We start from the raw sequence: 15,997 nt of genomic DNA on the forward strand, positions 1-15,997 counted from the left end.
TAATTAAATGTCCAGCTCAATAAGCTTTTTCATTATGAAGTACGCGCTGATGTCCATGGCGATCGCAATAACCAGAACGATATTGCCAATCAAATTGTCGAATAACAGCATGACTTGGTCAGGCTCGATCAAATAAAGCAAGCCGCAAATGAAGAAGGGCATGAGAAACATGATTCGCGCCGATAAACGCAGACCGGCGGTTTCAGTGCGCACCCGCTCTTCGACCCGCTCTATTTCACGAGTCGACTCCGCTAAGCGGTCCATTAGCGATGCCAGGCGGCCGCCGCGTTCCAGCGAGATGCAAATAGTCTGGAATATCAGTGACAGCCGCGGCACCTGCAGCCGTTTATCGGCTGATTTAACGGCTGCTATCACCGGTTGTCCGGCGTCTATGCGTTCGCGAATCAGTGCAAATTCTTCAGATATCGGCGGGTACATGGTATCAACCATTTCAGAAAAGGCTTGCTCGATAGTCATACCGCTTTTGATACTGGCGCTAAGAGCGGTCATCACGTCGGCTGTTTGCGCCTCCAGGCGTTCACGGCGACGGCGCAGGATATTGTCCAGTAGTACTTCCGGAAGCAAGTAGATGACAATGCCAAGGAATATGCCGAATACGAGACTATTCATGAACCACAAGCCGATGAAAAAAGCGGCCAGGGTGCCCCCATACTTAAGGATCAAAAAGGTGCGTGCTTCGCTGCTGGTGTAGAAAATGTTTTGCAGCTTGTCGTCGATTTCTTCTTGATCGCTGCGCCAGCGCGTTACAGCCACCGGCACGAAGCTTTGTAAACCTGCGTATACCAATGCGGTGACAGAGACGGCAATAAGTGCGTAGGCAATGATCAATCCCATGCGAATAATTCCTCCAGCGACAGGTCGCTGCTATCCAACAAGCTGTCGGCAAAGCTAGGCAGGTAGCCAGTGAAGCGCAGCTCCGAGCCGCCTTCGGGCAGACTCACAAGTTTGAAGATATCCTCCATTACGATTTCACCCTCGGTGACATCGTAGCCGACAATTTCACTGATGTGGGTAATCTTTCGTGAGCGATCTCGCTGCCGCTGTATCTGTACGATGATGTCGACGGCGGCGGCAATCTGTTGGCGGATAGCGGTTATTGGCATGTCTTCACCGGCTTCCATCACCATCACTTGCAGCCGCTGAATCATTTCCCGCGGAGAGTTAGCGTGGCCGGTGGTCAGCGAGCCGTCGTGTCCAGTGTTCATGGCCTGGAGCATGTCCAGTGCCTCGCCGCTGCGGCACTCACCCACGACTATTCGGTCGGGCCGCATGCGCAGAGAAGCACGAACCAAAGCTTTAATGGGGATTTCACCTTTACCTTCGAGATTTGCTTTGCGGGTTTCAAGATTGACCTGGTTAGGTTGTGGCAGTTGCAGTTCAGCGCTGTCCTCGATCACTACCAGGCGCTGATCGAAAGGGATTTGAGACCCGAGCACATTCAGCAGTGTGGTTTTACCTGAGCCGGTTCCCCCGGATATCACCATGTTCTTGCGTGCTACGATGCAGGCGGCGAGAAAGCGGCCAGCCTGCGGTGTCATCGAACCAAAGCCGATCAGATCCGCCAGGGTGAAGGGTTCTTCACGGAAGCGCCTGATGGTAACCGAGGTGCCGTGAATAGCCACTGGTGGAATTACAATGTGCACGCGCGAGCCGTCTTCAAGGCGGGCATCGACAATGGGGTCGGCCCGGTTAAGCGCGCGGCCAATGGGGCGAACCATCCGATTCACCGCTACGTTCAGGTCGTCTTCGCTGGGAAAGGCGCGGCCGGTTTCCTCCAGGCCGCCACCCTTTTCAATGAATATTTTATCCTTGCCCACAACCATAATCTCGGTGATGTCTGGCAGCTTCATGAGGTCTTCCAGCGGTCCCAGGCCGTAAACCAGCGAAAGGATATCGGAGCGAATAGAACCTTTGGCAATGTACTGTTTTTGTCCGGGGGATAGGGCTTGAGAGTTGCGAGCAAACACTTCGTTGAACTTGTCGCGCACATCGGCAATGCGTAAATTGTCATAACTCTCGTCGATGCCGATGTCAGCCAAACAGGTAGAGACCAACTGGTCGAAGGCAATGCGATCGGCGCTGTTTTCCCAATCAAGGGAGCCGCGGCTGCTATCCTTGAGGCGGCCTCGTACCACTGTGTTAACTGCTTCTTCTCGGGTGGACCTTAATACAATATGTTCTAGCAGTTCATCATCGATGCTGTGCACGCGTTCCAGCAGTTCGGTAAGTTTGACTTCGATTTCGCTGGCCATTTCTGCGTCTTTGGACTCCATCACCACACCGGTGAGGTTGGCTTTTTCCAGTAAGTCAAAATGGATGATGCGTTTGAGTTCAGAAAGGTCACGCTCTTTTTCGAAGTCGCTAGCTTGTTTGGTAGGCCGCAATCCCGTTATGTGCAGCACGAATCCGGGCAAGGAAATGATATCTTCGGAATGCAGCTCCATACGCTGGCCGCGGGCGACATCCTGGTCATTTACCATTACGCCGTTGAGGCCCTTGGAATGCACATATACCTGGGGGCCTTCGGTTTCGAAGCGTGCGTGTTCGGCGGAAATATACGGTGACTCCAATACAATATCGCAGTCTGTTGATTTGCCCAGAGTCAGACTCTGATCCAGCCGGAATTCTCCAATGCGCTGGTCCTGCAAATCACGAATGTGAATCAGCACAGACACCTAGTTTTTAGCCTCCGGCTTTTTAATGATGACATTGTGACTGGGGCGGTTACCGATGGAATCAAAATTGCCGGACCGAACGCCTACCTCGGGCAGTCGTGAGGCGATGTCGGTGTCATCCTTGCTACGCAACAGTAGAGTGATATTGGCGTCGTAGTAATCCTGGGCAAATATCAGCTTGGCCGCTTCCTCACTGTCTACCAGCAGTGTTACTGATCCATAGGGCTCCATATTATGACGTTCCGATGCGCGGTATTCGCTGCCCACTGCCAGAACTTCAACAGCTTGTAGAATTGGTCGCGTCGATGCTTCAATCCGCGGCAGATCGCCAGCGGATGTAGCCCCGGGGTCCAGTGATGGAAATGTGCCCAGTACGTCGACAAGATCGCCCGGTTGAATAAAATACGACACCGAGGTTTTCTGGTCCACACCGACTGAAATAGCTTTTTTGCCGGCGGGAATGCTCGGGAGTACGCCGGGATCTATACTGGAGTCGAAGTGGCGGAAAAGCAAAATATCGCCGATCGCCACTTTTGCGCGCAACCTTGTTGTGCGCATGTAGTCGAGAAAGTTCTGATCAGGGGCCTCCTCCAAAGCGTCTGGAAACAGGCCGGCCGGCAGGGTAATTGCCTCAAGATCACCGCCCAGTATGTCGCCCACGCCTTTGGTTTTCGTGGCTTTGTAGACTGTTATCGTGTCGCCTTTCATTTCATCAATGTGCTGTTTGACGAAGAATGTCGCCCCTAAACCCGCCACTATAGCAATCACCAAAAGAATTTTATTGTTCACGGCCTGCCTCGCTTATCTAAATATTCATCATGGTGACGAGCTGAAAAGCCTCGTCAATCCGGTTGAGTGTAACCACGCATAAACGCGAATCATTACGAGAGTAAACTCTTTGTGCTAATTGGGGTTTTTCGTTTCCTTGGGGAACCTCACGCCAGCCGGCATCGCCTAATAGCAACCCCATCTGATCCATTGCCCTCCCGCCACGAGTCACGGTATCAACTGCAATTGCCCAGTTGCCTAAAGTCATATTGCTTTCGCGCACACTGCCGGCCAGGGTGGGAATTTGACTGGTGTTAACGTGACTCTCGGAATCTGTTAAATCGATTTCATTGCCATCAAAGGATAGCAAAGGTACGCGAACTTGCCCGTTGCCCAGATCGGCAGCACAGTCGCGAAAAACTGTTCCTACGGTTGCTTGTTCGGCCTCCTGGTGCATCCAAAACAGTGTCGGAGGCTCATTGTTGTCACTGATTGCCGGGGTTACGTTGCACTGGGGGCAGGTGTCATGAATGTAGCGCTCCCCAGCCCGCTCGCAGGGGCCTGACACATCTATTTCACGCATGGTGAAGCCGATGTTGCTGTCGCTGTCGAAAAAGTCGCCGGTAAAGCGCGCATCACCATCGGTGATCAGCATCGTCGAAGGTAGCGTGGTGCCAGCGCTGCTGTGACCGGTTTGCGGCGCCAGGCCCGCAATCGTGAAGGGGCGGTCTGGCTGGAAATAGGGTAATTGGCTACTGATGTAGAAAAACAGCACGATGATAAGCACCGAGCTCAGTAGCTTCATGGCAATGGTCCAAAAGGGCGCTAACATTTGTTGCTGCCTGTGGGTAGTCCGCCAAACGGTGCGAGCAAAATATTGCTGCCACTGGTGAGCTTATCCAGTATACCTATGCTGATGCCCTCGCCGGCGAAAGGGTCGAAATCGGTATTTTTCATTTCACAGTAGGTATAGGCGGTGCCACCTATGGTCAAGGGTACCGTGATGTCGCTGGCCTCAAACAGCCCATAAGGTGCTTTTCGGGAAACCGAGACCTCTAATCTGGAATTGCCGGACAGGCCGGAAATCAGCCCACCCATAAAGGACATTAAATCGTCATTGCCGGAGCTGATTTCGCTGGTCACTGAAATATTGGTGACGTTGAGAGAGACGGCATTCTCCTCGGCTGGGAATACCTGGCTGCCCACCTGGTTGGCCAGGCTCTGTGCATCGCCCTGAACATTTTCACCTTTGGTTTTTTTCTTCATCACTTCATGGCCAGCCAGGCGAGTGGTAACTTGTGCAGCCTGAAGACGGATGCCGGCGTAGCCCATGGTGAATAGCAGCATCCAGATCGGTACGATCAAAAACACAAATAACATCAGGGTTTCCAGCGCGGCTGAGCCCCGTTGTCGCTGCCTTGTCGCAATATTAGTGATTGTTAACACTGCCCAGAATTCCTTCGGCTATGCCGGCTTCGCTGCCCGGTAGGGATAACCCCTGGTCGCTGCTCAGTGCCGACTCGAGTAAGTTCGAGTGTTCCAGACGCGCTCGCCAGTCCTGAGTGAACATGTCTTCAGATAATTTATTGTACACCTGAGCCTGGGCATAGGCCGTTACCCGGGCGGGAGGTTCGTTGAACAAATTGCTCCAAAATGGGGGGTGTATGTCGGTATAGACCATGGCAATGTAGCGCATGCGGTTCTCAGGGTTGTCACCTTTGTCGATTAACAGTGGTTGTATCCGATTGCGGCAGCTTTTGGAGTCAGCGCTGTCATTGCTGTTGCTCGCTTCGGTGCTGGCGCTGCCGTTCGTTTGGTCCTGCACATACTCCTCAAGTTCATCACCCTCGAGTACTTTCTCGCCTGAGCTGCTAAGCGCCCACACGTAAATGGTGTAGCGATAGCGGGTAATTTCCTCGTCGTTTTCTATGAAGATGCCACTTTCTCTGGTTTCACTCAGAAAATAAATTCCGGTGCGCTCGGCGTCCAGACCGCTGGGATTGCGGGAGTGGGTCCCGCTGTAACGAGTAAATTTGGGATGGCCGTTTAGCCAACGGCACTGCCCAAAGCTTGAACCGCAAATTTGGCTCGTGCCCGTTTCGTTCAGCAGCGGGTAACCGCTGCCAGAATTACCTTCCGTGCAAGCGGCATTGACTTTCAATAAAGGCGACTCGGTTACCAGTGCTTGATAGCCGGGCCCTCGAGACAGTACGGGTTGGGGTTCAGCGGCTGGCACGTCTTCGCCATACTGACCGAGATCACCAAACTTGTCCTGCTCCTCTTGTGAGAGGCCGCCGCTTGAGCTGTTGTCATTGAGGGATGTCCAGGCCACGAAATCGTCAGCATCCCAGTCTCCCGCTGTAACCCAGTCGGTGCGTGAAAAAAATAAACGCCAGGTGGCGCTAGCGTTGTATTTGCGGCAGGTCGGCAGGTCGTAAAATTGGGTTTTAGATTTGTTATCTTCCGATTGAGCGTCGGGTGTACATCCCAACTGCGCCATGTAAAAACTGTAGAAACCATAGAAAATAGGGTGGGGTAATAAATTGAAAAAGGGAATAAAGACGATGTCCCAAATTTTTTTACCGAGTCGCACTGGTCCCTGATTGTTGTCATAGCCCTCCATTACATAGCCTGGGCCGCCGTCACTCATAGCGGAGCAAAAATCTGATGTCTCGTAGCCGTCAGATGTGACTGGTAGCTGCAGCGCGGTTGTGGGTGAGCCGGTGATGAGTCCGCCGTTCAAAGCCACCCCAAAAGATGCTCCGTTCTCACTGGCGATGGCTACAGCACTGACGGTGGCAATGCTGGGAAAGGTCTGACGAACGCCTTCGGCTGCACTTTGCAGGCCCTCCATAATCGTCCAGGCAGCTTTTTTACAGGAGGTGATAGTAGCGATTTTCTCTATAACGCTTTTCATCACTTTCATGACGTTTTTTTGTACGGTCACAATGGTCGCCATCACCGCGCAAAATGGCCCCACAAAGGGCACTGCGCTGCAGGCCTGAAAAGCAGTTTCCTGTACTTCGGCAACTGTCACTACGATGGGCAAAGTTTTGTTGAGCGAGTTAACCAGTACGGTCATGCTCAGGATTTTACTGTTGAGAACATTGATCATGGAGATCATATTCAAGCCGCGAGCCTGCCAAGTGGCGGCCGAGAGCGCTGTTACATCGGCAACTTCTTGCACACGCATTCTCTCGCGCACTATGTCGTTGCTGTTCATCACCATTGCCAATAAGGCCACGAAGCACACCGCAGCAGCCACCGCCAGGAAAGATACCTGGGCACTGTCGTCGCAATGCAGCCGCTCGAGAGCATTAGCCATCAGTAGGCCACCAGCTGAGGCCAGGTGGGCGTCACCACAGTGCTGCGTAAGGTCAACGTAGGTTCAGTAATGCCACTGGTTAGTTCGCTGCCGCCAAAGGCTATATACATCATGCGCCCAGCGTAGGGCACGTGCAGCCAAAAATCATACTCCACTGTAACGCTTAAAGTGTCGCTGGAGGAGAGATCATAGGGACCGTTGGCGGTGTTGCCATCTGCCAGGTTGCCGCGAGAATCTCTGCCGTTAATTAACACACGAGTGGCGGCTTGCGCATACAAGGCTTTCACTGCGGCCCTGCGCAATCTCGAGCCGCTCAGTATCATGCCGGGGCGGTGAATGGTGAGAGCGCCAATTTGCCCGGGCAGGCTGCCGAAGTCGATGCTGTCAAAGTTCGGCGCCGGGCCGTCTCCCAGCATTCCATGGGCTTGAGTGGACAAATACGCTTTGCCGGCCGACTCTGCGCTGCCAGGTGAAATGGCCAGGGTGCCGGGAATCGCTGCGCGCTCTATGCGCTGCCACTTCTCAGCTTCGGGTTCGTTGCGATTGAGCAGCACACCCTCAGCCTCGTTGTCCAGTTCCGTGAAAGCCACTGTGCTGGCGCTGCGGGCGGCAGCGTAGGCCGCGTAACCGACGTGAACCTGTGCGTTTACCATAAAGGCCAGTTGCCATACTGCAAGCACGAGCACAAGCAGGGGAAAGAAAACCAGCAAAAATTCAAGCGAGGCAGAGGCTTGTTCATCGCGCCTGAATGCTCGCAGGCGGTCGAAGGCGCCCCGGCGAAGCGGTAGTAGCAGCGTTAGCATCAGGGATAACAATATTGCAACCCCCAGGCTTAGCTGCCCGTAAAGAAGCCAGTGGTCCAAGTAATTTTGGATGCTGGCGCTGGTCACTCCGTTGGCGAGTCCCATTTCCATGACTGAATACTCAGCCGCTACCCATCAGGGTTGGCGGCACAACAATCAAGCAGCTGCCAATCGCTATGGCGACGCCAAAGGGAAATGAGTCCCGGTGCGCCGGTGGCGGTTGCGGCGCCTGGGAAAGAATGCCTGCACGATACCCTAGCGTACTCCACGCATACTGCACCAAGCCCCAAAGTCGTCCCTGCCAGATTAGAATCAGCGCCGCGCACAAACCCCCAACCATAATCGAGGCAAGCAGAGCATTGAGTGCGTTGGGGAAGCCGACTATGGCACCCACTGCGGCCATTAGCTTGACGTCTCCGCCGCCCAAAGAGCCGCTGAGAAAGATTAGGAACAGAGGGATTCCTGCGGCGAAAGTGCCAATGAGGTGATTGCCCAACCCCGTCCAGCCCCAGCTCAGCGCAGCCAGACATAGGCCCAGCACTAACGCGGGGTAGGTGAGGTAATTGGGAATGCGATGTCGAGTAAAATCCATCAGCGTTGCCGGGACCAGCAGTGCCAGCAGCAGATAAAGTTGTGCTTCGGTAGCGTAGCTATACATGCCGAAGAGTAATTCCGTTGCCCTTTTTGTGTTTAGCGCACTGTTTAGCCCAATTCTACGCCCATTACCTCATTCCATTTGCCTTCCGCTGCTGTGTAAATTTCTTGTCCGAAGATAGAAATAAGGATAATCAGCGGGATAAGCACTAGCGCCAGAAGTAGCAGGCGTCCTAGGTTTTCATTGTCTCCGCGCGTGTCTACATGCAATTGCATCAGTTTGATAAACGCGAGTTGAATAAACTTCATAGTATGTCTCCATTCCTTATTATCAGTAACTTCAATGGCCACCTGGTTTTTCTAAAAAAACGGTGAAGAGATAAAAATCTGCCCAAACGTAACATACTCGCGAATGACATCTTCCAACAACCACGCCGCACCGATCATGGGGAGTACACCGAAAGTCAAAATCATTAACACTTCCATAGCTTGCTCCCCGCTATCGTCGCGGTGCAATCGTCGCCATACGGTATTTTGAGTAGATGCCACCATCCTGTCACCTGAGTCATCGCTTGCGGGTACCCGGCCGTAACATTATTAACGGCCGATCGCTCGGTGTGATGCATGCCAAAGCCTTCCTTAGCTAGAACTAGCATTGTAAAGCTATGTATCTATTACTATTTATAGACAAAATTGCTCCTAGTAGCAAGCGCCCTCTGCTGAACCTTGCAGCCGTCGGGGCGGGAATAAACGGCTACAGCGGCGACGATTTGCCGGACAGAAGCATGGCGGCGGCGTTCAGTGGCGTTAAGCACGGGGGAAGGCGCGTCACACTACCGTCGCCAATAGGAGCACATCGACAATTTTTATGGGCGTGATTCAATAGTTGAACATTGGGATCTATCATTCGCTTCGTATCGTATACTTCAGTGGTCTGATTCAATAAAGAAATGAAAGCAATGCGCGTACTTATCGTCCTGACCTCTCACGATCAGCTGGGTGATAGCGGAGAGAAAACCGGCTTTTGGTTGGATGAATTTGCCGCCCCATACTATCGGTTGTTGGACGCCGGGACAGATTTGACACTCGCGTCTCCGGCCGGTGGACAACCTCCGCTAGACCCGAAAAGCAGTCAACCTGATGCCCAAACCGATGCCACAAAAAGATTTGATGCTGATTCAGGCGCCCAGGCCCAACTTGCTAATACCCTGCGGTTGGCTGAGGTGAGCGCAGACAACTTCGATGGCGTCTTTTATCCGGGCGGTCACGGGCCGCTCTGGGACCTGGCGGACGATAGCGATTCAATTGCACTGATAGAAAGGTTTATGCAGCAGGGCAAACCCGTTGCGGCAGTTTGCCATGCACCCGCGGTGTTAGTTAATGCCAGCGCTGCGGACGGCGGCGCACTGGTTAAAGGACTTAATGTCACTGGCTTTAGTAACAGTGAAGAAGCCACGGTCGGTCTGACCGAGATTGTGCCGTTCCTGCTCGAAGATCGCCTTCAAGCTCTGGGTGCACATTACACCGCGGGAGAGGACTGGCACCCCCACGCAGTTGTCGATGGTTTGCTTATTACCGGGCAGAACCCGGGTTCATCGGAGATTACCGCCGATCATTTGCTTGCGGCGCTCAATGGAAAGTAAGCTGTATCCGCGAAGCTAAGGCCTGTTAGAGGAGGCGTTATGTACAGGATGATATACAGAAGCCGAAGTGTTGAGCCTCTGAACTGGGAGATCGTGCGCAGCATCACCAGCAAAAGCGAGGTTTACAATGAAGGCGTAGGTTTGACCGGTGTGCTGTTAGCGAGCCGAACCCACTTTATGCAAGCGATTGAAGGTAATTTCGAAGATGTGAATGCGACTTTCCGGCGCATCTGTCGTGATGAAAGACACACGGAGATAAGCATTGTTGCTTTCAGTATTATCGATGCGCGGCTGTTTGGCGGCTGGGGCATGCGTGGAATTGGCGCCTTCGATTTTAATCAAAAAATAGAAAAAGAACTGAAGGGCAAATACGGAGAAGAGGAGGGTGGCATTCACTTTCCCCTCGAAGAGTGGCAAGCGCTGGCGATGATCAACGATATAAAAATGATGCGCGACCTGCCGGCCTGGAAAAAGTAACCGGTTGTTGTAACTGTCGCGGAAATTTCAGGGTAATTCCGCCTGGCTGCGCAAGGTCACTGTTCACTCAAACCCCTCTGGCTCCTGACTCCCGCTCAGCCCACACCGGTCCTCAGGTCGTTATCGCAGGCCACCCCCAGAAACCTCGAGTCTTGTCTCTAATCCGAGTATAGCTTTATCCGGTATAAGTATTAAAACCAGTTAAAAGGCCGAATGTGCATAGCTGAAGTAACCTGACTGTAGCCCAAAAAAAAACTGCGCTCAGGCACGGGAACACTATCGGGAACACTCAGTATGCATAAAAAGAACGAAATTGAGCGTGAGGCGCTCGAAACCTACGATCGATTTGTCGCCCAGCGCGACCGAATTGACATCGGAGATGTCGGTTGGGACAGCCTCGCTGATTTCTTTACTGAAGACGCCGTCTATCTGGACCCGGCCTGGGGCCGCCAGGAGGGGCGTGAAACGATTCGCGATTTCTTTATCCGATCCATGGCAGGGCTTACCGGCTATGGTTGGTCCACGCCCGAGCGTTGGACCATGAGCGATGGCCATCGTCTTGTGAGTCATTGGGACCAGGTGTTGGGTGATAAACCCGACGGCGGCCAGTGGATTGTTCCAGGGTTATCTATTCTCTACTACGCGGGTGATGGACTGTTTTGTTACAGCCACGATTATCTCAATATGACGTACATCGGCGAAACCATGAAAGCTATGGCCTGGAAACCGCCAGCAGAGTTCAACATGCCTCCACGCAAACCGGATTGGTCCACGCATTTGCCAGCTGCCTGGGTGCATTTACCTGATGTTTTCGCGGGGGCAGAATAATGTTTAAGGTCATTCAATGGGCCACCGGAGGTGTGGGTAAGGCGGCAATCTCCTACATCGCCGCACATCCGCAACTGGAGCTGGTCGGTTGCTGGGTGAGTAGCGATGATAAAGTGGGGCGAGACGTCGGTGAAATTTGCGGGCTACCGGCACTGGGCGTGATCGCGACTAGCGATGTAGAAGTGTTAATGGCGCTGGACGCAGATTGCGTTATGTACAGTCCGGTAATGGCGGACAGAGCATTAGTCAGCCGTCTGTTGGCTTCAGGTAAAAACGTCGTGACCCCGTTGGGGTGGTTTTATCCGGGGGACAGAGATGTCGGTGATCTCGAGGCTGCGTGCATGGAAGGAGGCACAACACTGCACGGCACTGGTATTCACCCTGGCGGTATAACAGAGCGCTTCCCGCTAATGGTGTCTGCGCTCTCCGCGAGCATCACGCACGTTAGAGCAGAGGAGTTTTCGGATATTCGCACCTACGGCGCGCCCGCTGTTATCAGCGACATCATGCTGTTTGGCAAGACACCGGAGGAAGCTGCCACCAGTCCGATGGTTCAGTTTTTAGGCGATGGCTTTGGCCAGTCTATGGAAATGATTGCAGCAGAACTGGGGTTTGACCTTGACCCCGATCCGCGCGCATTGCATGAGGTTGCGGTTGCCACAGCGCCCATTGAATCTCCTATTGGTGTGATTAAGCCTGGGCTGGTTGCCGCACAGCGTTTTACCTGGCAGCGGACAATAAAAGGCGAGCCTGTGATTACCGTGCGGGTCAACTGGTTCATGGGTGAGGAGAACCTGGATTCTGGTTGGGGCTTTGGCGAAGGCGGCGAGCGTTTCGAAGTTGAGGTGACCGGTGACCCGTCGTCTCATGTCACCTTCCACGGTTGGCACCCGGAGTCTATTGCGGCCGGACTTGAGCGAAACCCTGGCATTGTTGCCACTGCGAATCACGGTGTCAGCGCCATTCCCTATGTTTGCCAGGCCGAACCTGGCATTAAAACTTACCTTGATCTTCCGTTAATTGCCGGACGCGCAGCGCCAGCATTGTCGGTCGCTGAATGATTACTAAAGGAAGCATACGATGAGTTTAAGAGTTGTTACCTGGGGCACTGGAAATGTGGGCTGTTATGCAGTGCGTGCGGTGCTCAATCACCCGGAGCTTGAGTTGGTTGGGCATATTGTCAGCTCTTCGACAAAGTCAGGCCAGGACGTTGCCGTGTTGGCGGGACTGGGCGAATCTTGCGGCATTTTAGCAACCGACGATATCGATACTGCGCTGGCGCTGAAACCAGACTGTATTGTTTACACGGCTCATTCCGAAACCCGGATGATGGAGGCCGCCGAGGACCAGGCGCGCTGCTTGCGCCAGGGTATTAATGTCGTTTCCAGCTCGCTGTTCATGTTGCAGTATCCTGACAGCCCCGATATCTCCTTTTTAGCAGACCCGTTGAAAGCCGCATGCGAGGAAGGAGGCACTACATGTTTTAACAATGGCATCGATCCCGGTTTCGCCAACGATACCTTCCCTCTGGTCTTCACCGGTTTATCCGAGTATTGGAGCAGTGTTCGCATGCGCGAGGTGATCAACTACGCTACCTATGAGCAGGAGCACACGATTCGTGAGGTAATGGGCTTTGGCTATCCGGTTGACCATGACTGCATGTTATTTCGGCCGGGAATGCTGTCGCTGGGATGGGGCGGATCGGTACGTTCGGTGGCAGCAGGTTTAGGTGTTGAGTTGGAGAAAGTATACGAAATACACGAACGCCTACCCCTGGACGAAGACATTGAAAATGGCATGGGCAAGTTTGAAGCGGGCACTACTGGTGCCATGCGCTTTGAAGTGATAGGGGTGGTTGATGGCCGCGATGTTATCGTGCTTGAACATGTTACCCGGCTCACCGATGACATTGCCCCCGATTGGCCCAAGGGCAAAGGGTATAAAGTGATTATTGAGGGCGAGCCGCGTATGGAGGTCAGTATGGATATGGAGGATCGTCATGGTGATCATGCTGTGGCAGGCGTTATTCAGACGGCAACGGCGATTGTTAACGCTGTGCCGGCAGTCGTTGCGCAGGCGCCCGGTTTGGTGGCTGCCCTGGATTTACCAAAAATTACTGGCCGGGGATTGTATAAACCGGCCTAGGTTAAAACGCCATTAGCGGCGGCTTGAGGCTGTGGCTATTTGTATAAATCCAGCCGACGCTATCGTCTGGTGTGTCTATAATAATACAGTCAACAGGTGGGTAAGCCATGAACAGACAAGATAGTCGACTGCACGCTGCGCTGATTTCAGGAACCTTTCTTACGGCAACCGCGTTTTCATCATCGATGTTTAGTACCGTGGCCGCTGCCCAGGTGCTGGAGGAAGTGATTGTTACTGCGCGTAAACGTGCAGAAGCGATGCAGGACGTGCCAGTATCAGTGACGGCTTTCACCGGCAATCAGCTGCGTAATGCGGGCATTGTTAACCTGAAAGACCTGGGATACCAGACGCCTGGTTTGCAAATAGACCAGAGCAGTGCAGCCCAGATCTGGATACGGGGTATTGGTCAGCGGGATGATGGCTCGCGAGTTGATGCCCCGGTTGGCGTCTATATCGATGGTCTCTACATTCCGCGTAAAGATGGTCAGTTACTGGATCTGCTAGACACCCAAAGCATTCAGGTTTTGCGAGGTCCCCAGGGCACCTTGTTTGGCAAGAATACAACTGCCGGTGCTATTGTGATTACCACTAATGGGCCCGAGGCAGATTTTGGCGGCTTTGTTGACGTTCGTGTTGGTAACTACGATCGGCAGGACCTGAAAGCAACGGTCAGCGTCCCCCTAATCGATCAAACGTTGCTGTCGAAGATTACCCTGGGGTCCATCTCGCGAGAAGGCTATCAGCGCAATATCAACACCGGCCAGCGTGCCGCATCAGAGGATCGAAAATCCGCTGCCCTGCAGCTGACATGGCTGCCAAGCGATAGCTTTAGTATGGATGCGCTGGCGTACTACGGTAAAACGGATGAAGTGCAACCCACGACCAACTGTCGCTTTATGGTGGGCAGTAGTTTCAACGGCGAAGACTCCCTGTTCGGCAATCGCATATTTCCCGGAGATACTGTTCCTGTCGATGCCTACGATGATAACGATACGCCCCTGCGCGAGGGTCACGTTGCCCAGAGCCCGATATTAGAAGCAGGGTGCGCTCGTTCGAATGCGCAAAATAAAGATTACCGGTCTATTTCCGAGCACCGTATCAACTTTGAACTCGATAACCTGCTGTTGGGCCTGACGCTGGAATGGGAGATCAGCAATGACCTTAGTTTCAAAAGCATTACCGGCTATGGCGATCAGGAGAAGTCCGGCAACTTTGGTAACCCTGATAATGATGTAACGGACGAGGTGATTTCTGCGCGCTATCGCGTTGGCGATACGTCCAGTAAGCGCAAGCACCTAAGCCAGGAATTTCAACTCAACGGCACGGCTTTTGATGATCGTTTCACCTACACGGCAGGCCTATTTGCGATGAAGGAAGACATAGACGATGGCACCGACACATCGTCTGGATCTCCATCTGGTTCGTTGCTTTATGTTCCGCAGCCACTCATGTTGATTAATGATCCCAGCACGGAGCGCCAGACCTATGACCTGGAAAATACCACTTACGCGGTGTTTTTCCAGGGTAGCTATGACCTGACAGACAATCTGGAATTGACGGCCGGTTTGCGCTGGACCAGTGAGAAGCGCGAGCAGACCGTTGATCTGGAGTTCCTGGATCAGGCTGCCTTCAGGGATATAGCTTTTGCTGCCATTGAAGGTGTCCCCGGGATAGTGCCTATAAAGGCTTCGGGGATAGGGTTGGTTACTGACCTGGACGCATTAATCGCCGCTGATATTTTTTCGCTGATTGCCGCCGAATTCCCTCGCGATGCCAATGACCAGTTTGTTTATGACTTGGTGCCGGCTAGAGAGCTGGTGCCGGACATTGACGAGGATGCCTCCGAGACCTGGAAAGAGATTACACCCATGGTGAGTCTGGCCTATCATCTGCCAGATAACTTACTCAGAGATTCTGGTGTGGATGCCGCCATGTTCTACGCAAGTTATGGCGAGGGTTTTAAGTCAGGTACCTTTGAGCCTATCGGCGTCGATGGTCAGCAGACTGTGGAGCCTGAGCTTGTGGAGAACTACGAATTTGGTTTCAAGCTTGATTTTCTTGACGCGCGGATGCGCTTGAACGGTGCGGCGTTTCGCACCAACTTTGATAACATGCAGCTGCGTCAGGTGCTGCTGGACAGCGGTGGCACGCCGCGCGTGGTGTTAAATAACGCTTCAAAAACTCGCATTGTAGGCGGTGAATTGGAGTGGTCCTGGTTGCCCACCGATAATTTGCTGCTAGTTGCGACCGCCAGTTATAACGATTACAAATATCTCGATTTTGAAGAGCAGCAGTTCAGCAGCAAGGCTTTATTTACTCAGGTGCCTCTGCCCGTGGTAGACCGCAGCGGCGAAACGTTTGCGGAAGTGCCCGAGTCGACATTTAGTCTTGGTGTTCAATACACCTGGGAGAGCAGTTGGGGAACCTTCGTTCCGCGAATCGATTACAGCTACGTGGATGAGATTTTCATGGGGCTGGACGCTGGCTCGGGGCAAAACCCAGACCAATCAACGTTTGACGATTACGGGCTGGTGAACGCGCGCCTGGGTTGGTCAAGCCCCGAAGGACGGTTTGAGGGTGCGCTCTACGTCACCAATCTGACCGACGAGTTCTACTACATGGGGGCGGCAGCAGTAGGTGATTCGACCGGCACTTTTCAAACCACTTCCGGGTTGCCGCGCATGTATGGAATGGAACTACGCTACTCTTTCGAATAAA

The 15,997-nt window shown here is 53.2% G+C and carries 16 protein-coding genes; 6 read left to right on the forward strand and 10 right to left on the reverse strand.

The annotated features are described in order from the left end of the window. Positions 1-3 precede the first annotated feature (3 nt). Genes EYC87_RS11030 through EYC87_RS11075 form a run of 10 tightly spaced genes read right to left on the reverse strand, consistent with a single transcriptional unit; the run spans position 4 to position 8,738 of the window. Positions 4-855, reverse strand: a complete 852-nt coding sequence (locus tag EYC87_RS11030; protein ID WP_279252914.1) for a type II secretion system F family protein — start codon at positions 853-855, stop codon at positions 4-6. Then, positions 846-2,696: a TadA family conjugal transfer-associated ATPase gene (locus tag EYC87_RS11035; RefSeq protein ID WP_007230505.1), complete on the reverse strand. Its 1,851-nt coding sequence runs from the start codon at positions 2,694-2,696 to the stop codon at positions 846-848. Before EYC87_RS11035 ends, EYC87_RS11030 begins: the two co-directional genes overlap by 10 nt. Continuing rightward, positions 2,697-3,485, reverse strand: a complete 789-nt coding sequence (gene cpaB, locus EYC87_RS11040) for a Flp pilus assembly protein CpaB (RefSeq protein ID WP_040542526.1) — start codon at positions 3,483-3,485, stop codon at positions 2,697-2,699. It abuts the gene before it with no gap. A gap of 16 nt (positions 3,486-3,501) precedes the next feature. Beyond that, positions 3,502-4,296, reverse strand: coding sequence for a hypothetical protein (locus tag EYC87_RS11045; RefSeq protein WP_040542524.1), 795 nt, complete (start codon positions 4,294-4,296; stop codon positions 3,502-3,504). After that, the gene (locus EYC87_RS11050; protein WP_279252915.1) at positions 4,290-4,910 is read right to left on the reverse strand and encodes a hypothetical protein; all 621 of its coding nucleotides are present in this window, start codon (positions 4,908-4,910) and stop codon (positions 4,290-4,292) included. Before EYC87_RS11050 ends, EYC87_RS11045 begins: the two co-directional genes overlap by 7 nt. Continuing rightward, positions 4,894-6,789: a hypothetical protein gene (locus tag EYC87_RS11055; RefSeq protein WP_279252916.1), complete on the reverse strand. Its 1,896-nt coding sequence runs from the start codon at positions 6,787-6,789 to the stop codon at positions 4,894-4,896. The genes EYC87_RS11050 and EYC87_RS11055 overlap by 17 nt, the downstream gene beginning before the upstream one ends. After that, positions 6,789-7,703, reverse strand: a complete 915-nt coding sequence (locus tag EYC87_RS11060; protein ID WP_279252917.1) for a TadE/TadG family type IV pilus assembly protein — start codon at positions 7,701-7,703, stop codon at positions 6,789-6,791. The genes EYC87_RS11055 and EYC87_RS11060 overlap by 1 nt, the downstream gene beginning before the upstream one ends. A gap of 10 nt (positions 7,704-7,713) precedes the next feature. Beyond that, positions 7,714-8,250, reverse strand: coding sequence for an A24 family peptidase (locus EYC87_RS11065; protein ID WP_279252918.1), 537 nt, complete (start codon positions 8,248-8,250; stop codon positions 7,714-7,716). A gap of 44 nt (positions 8,251-8,294) precedes the next feature. Then, entirely contained in the window at positions 8,295-8,495 is a 201-nt protein-coding gene (locus EYC87_RS11070) for a hypothetical protein (RefSeq protein WP_279252919.1), read from the reverse strand. A gap of 51 nt (positions 8,496-8,546) precedes the next feature. Next, a complete protein-coding gene (locus EYC87_RS11075) occupies positions 8,547-8,738 on the reverse strand; it encodes a hypothetical protein (protein ID WP_279252920.1) in 192 nt (63 codons plus the stop codon). 407 nt (positions 8,739-9,145) lie between these two features. On the opposite strand from EYC87_RS11075, the gene EYC87_RS11080 reads away from it, so the two are divergent. The 6 genes from EYC87_RS11080 to EYC87_RS11105 all read left to right on the forward strand — a co-directional run bounded on the left by EYC87_RS11080 (position 9,146) and on the right by EYC87_RS11105 (position 15,996). After that, positions 9,146-9,829 carry a type 1 glutamine amidotransferase domain-containing protein gene (locus tag EYC87_RS11080; RefSeq protein WP_279252921.1) on the forward strand — a complete coding sequence of 228 codons (684 nt, stop codon included), beginning with the start codon at positions 9,146-9,148 and terminating at the stop codon, positions 9,827-9,829. A 39-nt stretch (positions 9,830-9,868) separates the two neighbouring features. Further along, positions 9,869-10,306 carry a BLUF domain-containing protein gene (locus tag EYC87_RS11085; RefSeq protein WP_279252922.1) on the forward strand — a complete coding sequence of 146 codons (438 nt, stop codon included), beginning with the start codon at positions 9,869-9,871 and terminating at the stop codon, positions 10,304-10,306. A 294-nt stretch (positions 10,307-10,600) separates the two neighbouring features. Then, positions 10,601-11,134 carry a YybH family protein gene (locus EYC87_RS11090; protein ID WP_279252923.1) on the forward strand — a complete coding sequence of 178 codons (534 nt, stop codon included), beginning with the start codon at positions 10,601-10,603 and terminating at the stop codon, positions 11,132-11,134. Beyond that, on the forward strand, positions 11,134-12,195 hold the full coding sequence (locus EYC87_RS11095; RefSeq protein WP_279252924.1) for an NAD(P)H-dependent amine dehydrogenase family protein: 1,062 nt from the start codon (positions 11,134-11,136) through the stop codon (positions 12,193-12,195). The genes EYC87_RS11090 and EYC87_RS11095 overlap by 1 nt, the downstream gene beginning before the upstream one ends. 19 nt (positions 12,196-12,214) lie before the next feature. Continuing rightward, on the forward strand, positions 12,215-13,279 hold the full coding sequence (locus EYC87_RS11100) for an NAD(P)H-dependent amine dehydrogenase family protein (RefSeq protein WP_279252925.1): 1,065 nt from the start codon (positions 12,215-12,217) through the stop codon (positions 13,277-13,279). Between the two features lie 107 nt (positions 13,280-13,386). Then, positions 13,387-15,996 carry a TonB-dependent receptor gene (locus EYC87_RS11105; RefSeq protein WP_279252926.1) on the forward strand — a complete coding sequence of 870 codons (2,610 nt, stop codon included), beginning with the start codon at positions 13,387-13,389 and terminating at the stop codon, positions 15,994-15,996. Position 15,997 lies beyond the last annotated feature (1 nt).

Origin of the sequence: Candidatus Seongchinamella marina, assembly GCF_026262685.1 — a bacterium.
Classification (GTDB): Bacteria; Pseudomonadota; Gammaproteobacteria; order Pseudomonadales; family Halieaceae; genus Halioglobus; species Halioglobus marinus.